At 56.3% G+C, this 12004-nt stretch carries 12 protein-coding genes; 9 read left to right on the top strand and 3 right to left on the bottom strand.

From position 1 onward, the window contains the following. The first annotated feature begins 105 nt into the window (after positions 1-105). The 6 genes from aspS (at position 106) to ruvB (ending at position 5407) form a co-directional block, all read left to right on the top strand. Positions 106-1893: an aspartate--tRNA ligase gene (aspS, locus tag PGQ95_RS12200; protein ID WP_020078458.1), complete on the top strand. Its 1788-nt coding sequence runs from the start codon at positions 106-108 to the stop codon at positions 1891-1893. 1 nt (position 1894) lies between these two features. Then, entirely contained in the window at positions 1895-2338 is a 444-nt protein-coding gene (gene nudB, locus PGQ95_RS12195; protein ID WP_015365986.1) for a dihydroneopterin triphosphate diphosphatase, read from the top strand. Positions 2339-2387: 49 nt separating this feature from the next. Next, a complete protein-coding gene (locus PGQ95_RS12190) occupies positions 2388-3128 on the top strand; it encodes a YebC/PmpR family DNA-binding transcriptional regulator (protein WP_015365987.1) in 741 nt (246 codons plus the stop codon). A gap of 45 nt (positions 3129-3173) precedes the next feature. Then, the gene (gene ruvC / locus PGQ95_RS12185; protein WP_015365988.1) at positions 3174-3695 is read left to right on the top strand and encodes a crossover junction endodeoxyribonuclease RuvC; all 522 of its coding nucleotides are present in this window, start codon (positions 3174-3176) and stop codon (positions 3693-3695) included. Positions 3696-3776: 81 nt separating this feature from the next. Further along, positions 3777-4388, top strand: a complete 612-nt coding sequence (gene ruvA, locus PGQ95_RS12180; RefSeq protein WP_015365989.1) for a Holliday junction branch migration protein RuvA — start codon at positions 3777-3779, stop codon at positions 4386-4388. 8 nt (positions 4389-4396) lie between these two features. Continuing rightward, positions 4397-5407, top strand: coding sequence for a Holliday junction branch migration DNA helicase RuvB (gene ruvB, locus PGQ95_RS12175; protein WP_430918236.1), 1011 nt, complete (start codon positions 4397-4399; stop codon positions 5405-5407). Positions 5408-5446: 39 nt separating this feature from the next. Here the strand turns inward: ruvB and znuB are convergent, their stop codons facing one another. Next, the gene (gene znuB, locus PGQ95_RS12170; protein WP_045390315.1) at positions 5447-6232 is read right to left on the bottom strand and encodes a zinc ABC transporter permease subunit ZnuB; all 786 of its coding nucleotides are present in this window, start codon (positions 6230-6232) and stop codon (positions 5447-5449) included. Then, positions 6232-6984 (bottom strand): zinc ABC transporter ATP-binding protein ZnuC, encoded by a 753-nt coding sequence (gene znuC, locus PGQ95_RS12165; protein WP_015705955.1) that lies wholly within the window; start codon positions 6982-6984, stop codon positions 6232-6234. The genes znuB and znuC overlap by 1 nt, the downstream gene beginning before the upstream one ends. Positions 6985-7062: 78 nt before the next feature. Between znuC and znuA the strand changes: the two genes are divergently transcribed. The 3 genes from znuA (at position 7063) to lpxM (ending at position 10440) form a co-directional block, all read left to right on the top strand. Then, positions 7063-8007 carry a zinc ABC transporter substrate-binding protein ZnuA gene (gene znuA, locus PGQ95_RS12160; RefSeq protein WP_430918234.1) on the top strand — a complete coding sequence of 315 codons (945 nt, stop codon included), beginning with the start codon at positions 7063-7065 and terminating at the stop codon, positions 8005-8007. Between the two features lie 15 nt (positions 8008-8022). Next, on the top strand, positions 8023-9342 hold the full coding sequence (gene mepM / locus PGQ95_RS12155) for a murein DD-endopeptidase MepM (protein WP_045376156.1): 1320 nt from the start codon (positions 8023-8025) through the stop codon (positions 9340-9342). Between the two features lie 126 nt (positions 9343-9468). Next, positions 9469-10440: a lauroyl-Kdo(2)-lipid IV(A) myristoyltransferase gene (gene lpxM / locus PGQ95_RS12150; RefSeq protein WP_045390317.1), complete on the top strand. Its 972-nt coding sequence runs from the start codon at positions 9469-9471 to the stop codon at positions 10438-10440. 99 nt (positions 10441-10539) lie between these two features. Here lpxM and pyk read toward each other — a convergent pair whose 3' ends face one another. Further along, on the bottom strand, positions 10540-11982 hold the full coding sequence (gene pyk / locus PGQ95_RS12145) for a pyruvate kinase (protein ID WP_015365996.1): 1443 nt from the start codon (positions 11980-11982) through the stop codon (positions 10540-10542). Positions 11983-12004: the final 22 nt, after the last annotated feature.

Genomic DNA, 12004 nt, shown 5'->3' with positions numbered 1-12004 from the left:
ATAATAGCCGCCTTTTTTCATTCAGTAGTGACATTCAGCAAAGCTGCGACCTCGTCGCCTGCAAGGCAGGCAACATCCGCCTGCGGCTAAGTTAAGGGATATCTCATGCGTACAGAATATTGCGGACAGCTACGTCAGTCCCACGTGGGGCAGCAAGTGACCCTGTGTGGTTGGGTCAACCGTCGTCGTGATCTCGGTAGCCTTATCTTTATCGATATGCGCGACCGTGAAGGCATCGTGCAGGTGTTTTTCGATCCGGATCGTGCGGATGCATTAAAACTGGCTTCCGAACTGCGTAATGAGTTCTGCATCCAAATCACCGGTACCGTGCGTGCGCGTGAAGAGCGCAACGTTAACCGCGAGATGGCCACCGGCGAAATCGAAGTGCTGGCGTCTGACCTGACCATCATCAACCGCGCGGAAGCGCTGCCGCTGGACTCCAACCACGTCAACACCGAAGAAGCGCGCCTGAAATACCGCTACCTGGACCTGCGTCGTCCGGAAATGGCTCAGCGCCTGAAAACCCGCGCAAAAATCACCAGCTTCGTGCGCCGCTTCATGGACGATCACGGGTTCCTCGATATCGAAACCCCGATGCTGACCAAAGCTACGCCGGAAGGCGCGCGTGACTATCTGGTGCCGTCGCGCGTACACAAAGGTAAATTCTACGCGCTACCGCAGTCTCCGCAGCTGTTCAAACAGCTCCTGATGATGTCCGGTTTCGATCGTTACTATCAGATAGTCAAATGCTTCCGCGACGAAGACCTGCGTGCCGACCGTCAGCCTGAATTTACCCAGATTGATGTTGAAACCTCGTTCATGACCGCGCCGCAGGTGCGTGAAGTGATGGAAGATCTGGTACGCAAGCTGTGGCAGGACGTGAAGGGCGTAGACCTCGGTCAATTCCCGGTGATGACCTTTGCCGAAGCAGAGCGTCGTTACGGTTCCGATAAGCCGGACCTGCGTAACCCGATGGAGCTGGTAGACGTAGCCGATTTGGTGAAAGCGGTAGAATTCGCCGTCTTCTCCGGCCCGGCTAACGACGCCAAAGGCCGCGTTGCTGCCTTACGCGTGCCGGGCGGCGCGGCGCTGACCCGTAAACAGATTGATGAATACGGCAAATTCGTGCAGATCTACGGCGCGAAAGGGTTGGCCTATATTAAAGTGACCGAGCGTGCGAAGGGCCTTGAAGGCATCAATAGCCCGGTGGCGAAATTCCTCAACGCCGAAATCGTTGAAGCTATCCTTGAACGCACCGGCGCGCAGGACGGCGACATGATCTTCTTCGGCGCTGACAACAAGAAAGTGGTTGCCGATGCCCTCGGCGCGCTGCGTCTGAAGCTGGGCAAAGACCTGAATCTCACCGACGAGACCAAATGGGCGCCGCTGTGGGTTATCGACTTCCCGATGTTCGAAGACGACGGCGAAGGCGGCCTGACCGCGATGCACCACCCGTTCACCTCGCCGAAAGATATGACCGCCGCTGAGCTGAAAGCCGCGCCGGAAGACGCTGTGGCTAACGCCTACGACATGGTCATCAATGGCTACGAAGTCGGCGGTGGTTCGGTGCGTATCCACAGCGGTGAAATGCAGCAAACCGTGTTTGGTATTCTGGGCATTAACGAACAAGAACAGCGTGAAAAATTCGGCTTCCTGCTGGATGCGCTGAAATACGGTACGCCGCCGCACGCCGGCCTGGCGTTTGGCCTCGATCGCCTGACCATGCTGCTGACCGGTACCGATAACATCCGTGACGTTATCGCCTTCCCGAAAACCACGGCTGCCGCGTGCCTGATGACCGAAGCGCCGAGCTTCGCGAATCCTGCCGCGTTAGGCGAACTGGGGATTCAGGTTGTGGCGAAAGAGGCAAAAGAGTCTCCGGAGAACAACTAAGATGTCATTCAAGCTGCCCGTCTCCGTTCTGGTGGTGATTTACGCCGAAGATACGAAGCGGGTGCTGATGTTGCAGCGACGCGACGATCCCGCTTTCTGGCAGTCGGTTACCGGCAGCCTGGAAGAGGGGGAAACCGCGTTGCAGGCCGCCGCGCGCGAAGTAAAGGAAGAGGTCGCCATTGACGTTGCTCGCGAGCAACTGGCCTTAATTGACTGTCAGCGTACGGTGGAGTTCGAGATATTTTCTCACTTACGTCATCGCTATGCGCCGGGCGTCGAGCGCAATACGGAATTCTGGTTCCGTCTTGCGCTGCCCCATGAGCGCCAGATTGTTTTCACTGAACATCTGGATTACCGCTGGGTTAGCGCGTCGGATGCCGCCGCGCTAACTAAATCGTGGAGCAACCGGCAGGCGATTGAAGAATTTGTAATTAACGCCGGATAACATCCCGCGGCGTTTGTCGCGGGAAGACGGCTTTTTTGGAGAGTTTTTTATGGCAGGTCATAGTAAATGGGCCAACACCAAACACCGCAAAGCGGCGCAAGATGCCAAGCGCGGTAAGATCTTTACTAAAATCATCCGCGAGCTGGTCACCGCTGCGCGTCTGGGCGGCGGCGATCCGGCATCCAACCCGCGTCTGCGCGCGGCGGTAGATAAAGCGCTGTCCAACAACATGACTCGCGACACCCTGAACCGCGCTATCGCGCGCGGCGTCGGCGGTGATGAAGACGCGAACATGGAAACCATCATTTATGAAGGTTACGGCCCGGGCGGCACTGCGGTAATGGTTGAATGTCTGAGCGATAACCGTAACCGTACCGTAGCCGAAGTGCGCCACGCCTTTACCAAAACTGGTGGTAACCTCGGAACCGACGGCTCCGTGGCCTATCTGTTCAGCAAAAAAGGCGTGATCTCCTTCGAGAAAGGTGACGAAGACACCATCATGGAAGCTGCGCTGGAAGCGGGTGCTGAAGACGTAGTTACCTATGACGACGGCGCCATTGACGTTTACACCGCCTGGGAAGAGATGGGCGCGGTACGTGATGCGCTGGAAGCTGCAGGCCTGAAAGCTGACGCTGCTGAAGTCTCAATGATCCCGTCGACTAAAGCGGATATGGATGCGGAAACCGCGCCGAAGCTGCTGCGTCTTATTGATATGCTGGAAGACTGCGACGACGTGCAAGAAGTGTATCATAACGGCGAAATCTCCGATGAGGTTGCCGCAACGCTGTGATGCCGGTAGCCGGTATTGCGGGTGAGTTAATACTGGAGGCGCGTGATGGCCATTATTCTCGGCATTGACCCGGGGTCACGCGTGACCGGTTATGGCGTGATTCGCCAGGTCGGGCGGCAGTTGAGCTACCTTGGCAGCGGATGTATCCGCACCAAAGTAGACGATCTGCCGTCGCGGCTGAAGCTGATTTACGCCGGCGTCACCGAAATTATTACCCAGTTCCAGCCTGACTATTTCGCTATCGAGCAGGTCTTTATGGCGAAAAATGCCGATTCGGCGTTGAAGCTTGGGCAGGCGCGCGGGGTGGCGATTGTCGCGGCGACGAACCAGGACCTGCCGGTCTTTGAGTACGCCGCCCGCCAGGTTAAGCAAACCGTCGTCGGCATCGGTAGCGCGGAAAAGAGCCAGGTACAGCATATGGTGCGTACCTTGCTGAAACTTCCGGCAAATCCGCAGGCGGATGCGGCGGATGCATTGGCCATCGCCATCACCCATTGCCACCTCAGTCAGAACCTGGCTCAGATTAGCGAGACCCGGCTCAACCTGGCGCGAGGGCGGTTACGATAATCACAAATCAGGCTGGATATTCATCCAGCCTTTTTTTATGATAACGCATTAGACTTTCGGCCCTTTATTCAGGAGCGCTACGTGATAGGCAGACTCAGAGGCATCATTCTCGAAAAGCAACCCCCGCTGGTATTACTGGAAACCGGGGGCGTAGGTTACGAAGTCCATATGCCGATGACCTGCTTCTATGAGCTACCGGAAGCCGGGCAGGAAGCCATCGTCTTCACCCATTTTGTGGTGCGTGAAGACGCGCAGCTGCTGTACGGCTTTAACAACAAGCAGGAACGCACGCTGTTTAAAGAGCTTATCAAAACCAACGGCGTCGGGCCGAAGCTGGCGCTGGCTATCCTTTCCGGCATGTCGGCGCAGCAGTTCGTGAATGCCGTTGAGCGTGAAGAGGTCGCCTCGCTGGTGAAACTGCCTGGTATCGGCAAGAAAACCGCTGAGCGTTTAATTGTCGAAATGAAAGACCGCTTTAAAGGCCTGCATGGCGACCTGTTTACTCCGGCCGCCGATCTGGTGCTGACCACGCCTGCCGGCCCAACTGCCGACGACGCGGAGCAAGAAGCGGTTGCCGCGCTGGTGGCGCTGGGCTATAAACCACAAGAGGCCAGCCGGATGGTGAGCAAAATCGCCCGTCCGGACGCTAATAGTGAAACGCTAATCCGCGAAGCGCTGCGCGCGGCGTTGTGAGGTAAGGGATGATTGAAGCAGATCGGCTGGTATCAGGCGACAGCATTGGTTTCGAAGAGGCCGCTGACCGCGCTATCCGCCCTAAATTGCTCGCAGAGTACGTCGGCCAGCCGCAGGTGCGTTCGCAGATGGAGATCTTTATCCAGGCGGCGAAACTGCGCGGCGATGCGCTCGATCACCTGCTGATTTTTGGCCCGCCGGGTTTGGGGAAAACCACGCTTGCCAATATCGTCGCCAACGAAATGGGCGTGAATCTGCGCACCACCTCCGGCCCGGTGTTGGAAAAGGCCGGAGACCTGGCGGCAATGCTGACCAACCTTCAGCCGCATGATGTCCTGTTTATTGATGAGATCCACCGCCTTTCACCGGTAGTGGAAGAGGTACTGTATCCGGCGATGGAAGATTACCAGCTGGATATCATGATTGGCGAAGGCCCGGCCGCACGCTCGATTAAAATCGATCTGCCGCCGTTTACCCTGATTGGCGCGACCACCCGCGCTGGTTCATTGACTTCGCCGCTGCGCGACCGCTTTGGTATCGTACAGCGCCTCGAGTTTTATCAGGTGCCGGACCTGCAGCACATTGTTGGCCGCAGCGCCCGTCATATGGGGCTGGAGATGAGCGAAGAAGGGGCGCTGGAAGTCGCCCGTCGCGCGCGCGGTACGCCGCGTATCGCCAACCGCCTGCTGCGCCGGGTGCGCGACTTCGCCGAAGTCCGTCACGATGGCACTATCTCCGCTGAGATCGCCGCTCAGGCGCTGGATATGCTCAACGTGGATGCAGAAGGGTTTGATTATATGGATCGCAAGCTGCTATTGGCGGTAATCGACAAATTCTTCGGTGGGCCGGTCGGCCTCGATAATCTCGCGGCGGCTATCGGCGAGGAGCGCGAAACCATTGAAGACGTGCTGGAGCCGTACTTAATTCAGCAGGGGTTCCTGCAGCGCACGCCGCGTGGCCGAATAGCGACGGTGCGCGCCTGGAATCACTTCGGTATTACCCCGCCGGAAATGCCCTGATGAAACCCGGTAGCTTTCCGCTACCGGGTAGCCTCTCAATCAACTCGCCGCTTTCTTCGTCATACTCAGAACAAACAGCGCCGCTGCGCACAGCACAACCGAAGGGCCTGCAGGGGTATCGTAGAACGCCGAGAAGGTTAATCCCCCGGTTACCGCCAGCATACCCACGCCAACGGCTACTGCGGCCATCTGTTCCGGCGTGCGGGCAAAGCGGCGGGCGGTAGCGGCCGGGATTATCAACAGCGAAGTGATGATCAGCGCGCCGACGAATTTCATTGCCACGCCGATAGTCAATGCCGTCACCAGCATCAGCAACAGTTTAACCCGCTGCAACTTCACGCCGTCAACAAACGCTAAATCAGGGCTGATAGTCATCGCCAGCAGGTTACGCCATTGCCAGAGCAATATCGCGACCACCACCACTACGCCTAATGCAATGGAGATTAAATCCTGTGGGGTAACGGCTAACAGATCGCCAAACAGATAGGCCATCAGGTCGACGCGAACGTTCGACATCAGGCTCACCACCACCAGACCGAGCGACAGCGCGCTGTGGGCCATAATACCCAGCAGGGTATCGACCGCCAGGTGAGGGCGTTTTTCCAGCCACACCAGGCCGCCCGCCAGCAGCAGCGTGACCACGATAACCGCATAAAACGGATTCACGTTGAGCAGCAGACCAAACGCCACCCCAAGCAGCGAAGCATGCGCCAGCGTATCGCCAAAGTAGGACATTCTCCGCCAGACCACGAACGAACCCAGGGGGCCTGCCGCGCAGGCGAGCATCATGCCGGCTAACCAGCCGGGTAACAGTAATTCAATCATTAGCGACCATTTCCCCGACGCAGTACAATCCGCCCCTGCAGGTCGTGGCGGTGATTATGTTGGTGACGATAAATGCCAAGCTGTTCCGCGCCGCGCGGGCCGAACATGGAGATAAATTCAGGGTGCATCGAGACCACTTCCGGAGTTCCGGAGCAGCAAATATGCTGGTTCAGACACAGCACTTCATCGGTTTTGGCCATGACGAGGTGCAGATCGTGGGAAACCATTAAGACCGCGCAGTTCAGCTCCTGACGCAGTTGGTTTATTAAATCATACAGCGCCACCTGCCCATTGACGTCGACGCCCTGGGTAGGTTCATCCAGCACCAGCAGTTGTGGTTGATTCAGCAGGGCGCGCGCCAGCAACACGCGCTGGGTTTCGCCGCCGGAGAGCTTTTGCATTGGCGCATCGATTAGATGCCCGGCCTGCACGCGCTGCAGCGCCGGCATAATATCCTGTTTACGGGTACCGGGACGTAGGCGCATAAAGCGGCTGACCGTCAGCGGCATGGTCGCATCAAGATGCAGTTTTTGCGGCACATAGCCGATACGCAGATTTTTCTCGCGCTGGATAGCACCTTCTGTCGGCGTCACCAGGCCGAGCACCACGCGCACCAGCGTCGATTTCCCGGCGCCATTTGGGCCAAGAAGCGTTAAAATTTTGCCTGGTTTTAGCGTTAGCGAAATGTCAGACAACACGCGCCGCTGGCCGTAGACGACCGCGACTTTTTCCAGCGTTACAAGATTCGTCATGTCAAATTAGGGGTTGCACTAGCGATTGAATGTTATAATATCACATCACTTTCGCTCATTACGATGATTAGTCGCATTATGTTACATAAAAATACGCTTCTTTGCGCTGGACTTAGCGCCGCTTTTTTGTTCGCTCATGCCCCGGTGGCTCATGCTGCCGTCGTCGCTTCCATGAAACCCCTTGGCTTTATCGCTTCCGCTATCGCCGATGGCGTAACGGATACCCAGGTTTTGCTACCTGACGGTGCTTCCGAGCATGATTATTCCCTGCGCCCATCTGATGTAAAACGCTTACAGAACGCAGACTTAGTGGTGTGGATTGGTCCAGAAATGGAAGCATTCATGGACAAGTCAACGCAAAGCATTGCGGAGCACAAAAAGGTCACTATCGCGCAGTTGGATGGGGTGAAACCGTTGCTCATCAAAGGGACGGATGATGACGATGACGAACATGGTCACGAACATGCTAATGGCGAAAAAAGTGACGGCGATCACCATCACGGCATTTACAATATGCATCTGTGGCTCTCCCCAGAGATAGCGCGGCTCTCAGCGGTTGCAATCCACGATAAATTATTGGAACTTATGCCGCAGAGTCGAGCCAAACTTGACGCCAACCTGAAGGAATTTGAGGCAAAATTAGCCGCAACCGACAAACAGGTGAGTAACGAGCTGGCGCCGGTGAAAGGTAAGGGATATTTCGTTTTTCATGACGCCTATGGCTACTACGAAAAACATTACGGTTTGACCTCATTGGGGCATTTTACCGTCAACCCTGAAATCCAGCCTGGTGCGCAGCGTTTACACGAAATAAGAACACAGTTGGTTGAGCAAAAAGCGACTTGCGTTTTTGCTGAGCCACAATTCAGGCCAGCGGTTATCGAAGCTGTTGCCAGGGGGACCTCCGTGCGCATGGGAACCCTGGATCCACTTGGAATCGGAATTAAACTGGGTAAAGACAGTTACCCACAGTTCCTGAGCCAGTTGGGGCATCAGTATTCAAGCTGCCTGAAAGGAGATTAACGAGGAAGTGAATACGTGCAACAGATAGCCCGCGCTGTCACTCAGGCATTCAACAACTTGCCGCGACCTCATCGCGTTATGCTGGGGTCGTTGAGCGTTCTAACGTTAGCGGTCGCCGTCTGGCGGCCCTACATCTACCACCCGGAATCAGCCCCGATAGTCAGAACGATTGAGCTGGAAAAAAGCGAAATCCGCTCTCTGCTGCCGGAAGCTTCCGAACCCATCGATCAGGCGCCGCAGGAAGAAGAAGCTATCCCGCAGGACGAGCTCGATGACAAATCCGATAGCGACTCCGGCGGCCATGAATATGTGGTTTCTACCGGCGATACGCTGAGCAGTATTCTTAATCAGTACGGTATTGATATGGGCGACATCGCTCAACTCTCCTCTGCTGATAAAGAGCTGCGTAATCTTAAAATCGGACAACAGCTCTCCTGGACGCTAACCGCCGATGGCGATCTACAAAGCCTGACGTGGGAGATGTCGCGCCGCGAGACGCGTACCTATAATCGCGTCGCCAATGGCTTTAAAATGAGCAGCGAGCTGCAGAAAGGGGATTGGGTCAATAACGTCCTGAAAGGCACCGTTGGCGCCAGCTTCGTCTCCAGCGCTCGTGATGCTGGCCTCACCAGTACGGAAATCAGCGCGGTCATCAAAGCGATGCAGTGGCAGATGGACTTCCGTAAGCTGAAAAAAGGCGATGAATTCTCGGTTCTGATGTCGCGTGAAATGCTGGATGGCAAGCGCGAGCAGAGCCAGCTGTTAGGCGTGCGTTTACGTTCCGATGGCAAAGACTATTACGCGATCCGTGCCGAAGATGGCAAATTCTACGATCGCAACGGTACGGGTCTGGCGAAGGGCTTCCTGCGCTTCCCGACCTCGCGTCAGTTCCGCGTGTCGTCTAACTTCAACCCGCGTCGCCTGAATCCGGTGACCGGTCGCGTCGCGCCGCATCGCGGCGTTGACTTCGCTATGCCGCAGGGCACGCCGGTGCTTTCCGTCGGCGATGGTGAAGTGGTGGTGGCGAAACGCAGCGGCGCGGCAGGCTACTATGTTGCCGTGCGTCATGGCCGCACCTATACCACCCGTTATATGCACCTGCGTAAGCTGCTGGTGAAACCGGGGCAGAAAGTGAAACGCGGCGACCGTATCGCGCTGTCGGGCAATACCGGGCGTTCTACTGGCCCGCACCTGCACTATGAAGTCTGGATCAACCAGCAGGCGGTTAACCCGCTGACGGCAAAACTGCCGCGTACCGAAGGTTTAACCGGTTCCGACCGTACCGATTACCTGGCGCAGGCCAAAGAGGTTATCCCGCAGCTGCGCTTTGATTAGTCTGAATTATCTTCACTGAAAGCCGGCGCCCGCTATGCGCCGGCTTTTTCTTTTGTGCGATGAGTGACGTATCGCTAAACTAAGCCATTATCTTTATTGATTGAGCAGACCTTCTGCGGACCGGGCATGGAAACGAAAAAAAATAACATTGAATTTATCCCCAAATTTGAGAAATCTTTTTTACTGCCGCGCTACTGGGGCGCGTGGCTGGGCGTTTTCGCCTTCGCCGGAATCGCGCTGACGCCTCCCTCTTTCCGCGACCCCATTCTCGGCAAACTGGGGCGTTTTGTAGGCCGTCTGGCAAAAAGCTCCCGCCGTCGGGCGCAGATTAACCTGCTGTATTGCTTCCCGGAAAAAAGCGAACAAGAGCGTGAAGCTATCATCGATGCGATGTATATGTCGGCTCCGCAGGCAATGGTGATGATGGCCGAACTCGGCATGCGCGATCCGCAGCGCGTGATGTCCCGCGTTGACTGGCAGGGGAAAGAGATCATTGACGAGATGCACCGTAATAATGAAAAGGTCATCTTTTTAGTGCCGCACGCCTGGGGCGTGGATATTCCGGCGATGCTGATGGCTTCAGGCGGGCAAAAAATGGCGGCGATGTTCCATAACCAGGGAAATCCGGTCTTTGATTACGTCTGGAACACCGTACGCCGTCGTTTTGGCGGGCGCATGCACGCGCGTAACGATGGTATCAAGCCGTTTATTCAATCGGTGCGCCAGGGCTACTGGGGCTATTATCTGCCCGACCAGGATCACGGCGCCGAGCATAGCGAATTTGTCGATTTCTTTGCGACTTACAAAGCGACGCTCCCGGCGATTGGCCGTCTGATGAAAGTCTGCCGTGCGCGTGTAGTGCCGCTGTTCCCGGTGTATGACGGTAAAACGCATCGTCTGACGGTACTGGTACGCCCGCCGATGGACGATCTGCTGGAAGCCGATGACACGACGATTGCGCGTCGTATGAACGAAGAGGTTGAGATTTTCGTCAGGCCGCACACCGAACAGTATACCTGGATCCTGAAACTGCTGAAGACGCGTAAGCCGGGCGAAACTGAGCCTTATAAGCGCAAAGAACTGTTTCCGAAGAAGTAAGCTGTATGCTGCGCTGAGCAGGGCTATGGCGCCTGCATTTACCAGAATAACAAGCATAAAAAAGCCTCCGTAAGGAGGCTTTCCCATCACTGAAGGCGATTACTCGACGGTCAGAATACGGGTGGTGTTGGTGCTGCCAATGGTGCTCATCACGTCGCCCTGGGTGACGACCACCAGGTCGCCGGAGACCAGATAGCCTTTATCACGCAGCAGGTTAACCGCATCGTGCGCGGCGGCAACGCCGTCGTTATGGCTATCGAAATGCACCGGCGTCACGCCACGATAGAGCGCCGTCAGGTTCAGGGTGCGCTCGTGACGGGAGAGGGCGAAAATCGGCAGGCCGGAACTGATACGCGAAGTCATCAGCGCGGTGCGGCCGGACTCGGTCATGGTGATAATCGCGGTAATGCCTTTCAGGTGGTTGGCCGCATACATCGCCGACATGGCAATCGCTTCTTCGACATTGTCGAACTGGACGTCAAGACGGTGTTTGGAAACGTTGAGACTTGGGATCTTCTCTGCGCCCAGGCACACGCGCGCCATCGCGGCGACGGTTTCTGACGGATACTGGCCGGCAGCGGTTTCTGCGGACAGCATTACGGCATCGGTACCGTCCAGCACGGCGTTCGCCACGTCCATGACTTCCGCACGGGTCGGCATTGGATTGGTGATCATCGATTCCATCATCTGCGTGGCGGTGATGACCGAGCGGTTAAGCTGGCGAGCGCGGCGAATCAGCGCCTTCTGGATACCCACCAGTTCCGGATCGCCGATTTCCACACCGAGATCGCCGCGAGCCACCATCACCACGTCGGAGGCGAGAATAACGTCGTCCATGGCATCCTGATCGCAGACCGCTTCCGCACGTTCGACTTTGGCGACGATTTTCGCATCGCAGCCAGCGTCACGGGCCAGACGGCGAGCGTAGTTCAGGTCTTCGCCGCAGCGCGGGAAGGAGACCGCCAGGTAATCAACGCCAATTTTTGCGGCGGTAACGATGTCGGCTTTGTCTTTATCGGTTAATGCTTCTGCAGACAGCCCGCCGCCGAGTTTGTTGATACCTTTATTGTTAGATAGCGGGCCACCAACGGTAACTTCGGTGAAAACTTTCATCCCCTGTACTTCCAGGACCTTCAGCTGCACGCGACCATCGTCGAGCAGCAGGATATCGCCTGGCACGACGTCCGCCGGCAGGCCTTTATAGTCGATGCCGACTTTTTCTTTATCGCCTTCACCTTTACCCAGGTTGGCGTCGAGCAGGAATTTGTCGCCAATGTTAAGGAAAATTTTGCCTTCTTTGAAGGTAGAGACACGGATTTTCGGCCCCTGCAGGTCGCCGAGAATCGCTACGTGACGGCCCAGTTTTGCTGCAATTTCACGGACTTTGTCTGCGCGGAGCTGGTGATCTTCCGGGGTACCGTGAGAGAAGTTCATGCGTACGACGTTAGCGCCCGCGGCGATAACCTTTTCGAGGTTGTTATCGCGGTCAGTTGCCGGACCTAAGGTCGTTACGATTTTGGTTCTGCGAAGCCTTCTGGACATGTAATACTCCGTTGACTAAAAC

The organism is Klebsiella sp. 141240 (assembly GCF_050600805.1).
In the GTDB taxonomy this organism is placed as follows: domain Bacteria; phylum Pseudomonadota; class Gammaproteobacteria; order Enterobacterales; family Enterobacteriaceae; genus Klebsiella; species Klebsiella aerogenes.
This window is presented reverse-complemented; position numbering and strand designations above follow the sequence as displayed.

Excerpts from the sequence above, each read along its gene's own strand:
- aspS (WP_020078458.1), top strand. The coding sequence starts at position 106 with ATGCGTACAGAATATTGCGGACAGCTACGTCAGTCCCACGTGGGGCAG.
- nudB (WP_015365986.1), top strand. The coding sequence starts at position 1,895 with ATGTCATTCAAGCTGCCCGTCTCCGTTCTGGTGGTGATTTACGCCGAA.
- PGQ95_RS12190 (WP_015365987.1), top strand. The coding sequence starts at position 2,388 with ATGGCAGGTCATAGTAAATGGGCCAACACCAAACACCGCAAAGCGGCG.
- ruvC (WP_015365988.1), top strand. The coding sequence starts at position 3,174 with ATGGCCATTATTCTCGGCATTGACCCGGGGTCACGCGTGACCGGTTAT.
- ruvB (WP_430918236.1), top strand. The coding sequence starts at position 4,397 with ATGATTGAAGCAGATCGGCTGGTATCAGGCGACAGCATTGGTTTCGAA.
- znuB (WP_045390315.1), bottom strand. The coding sequence starts at position 6,232 with ATGATTGAATTACTGTTACCCGGCTGGTTAGCCGGCATGATGCTCGCC.
- znuC (WP_015705955.1), bottom strand. The coding sequence starts at position 6,984 with ATGACGAATCTTGTAACGCTGGAAAAAGTCGCGGTCGTCTACGGCCAG.
- znuA (WP_430918234.1), top strand. The coding sequence starts at position 7,063 with ATGTTACATAAAAATACGCTTCTTTGCGCTGGACTTAGCGCCGCTTTT.
- lpxM (WP_045390317.1), top strand. The coding sequence starts at position 9,469 with ATGGAAACGAAAAAAAATAACATTGAATTTATCCCCAAATTTGAGAAA.
- pyk (WP_015365996.1), bottom strand. The coding sequence starts at position 11,982 with ATGTCCAGAAGGCTTCGCAGAACCAAAATCGTAACGACCTTAGGTCCG.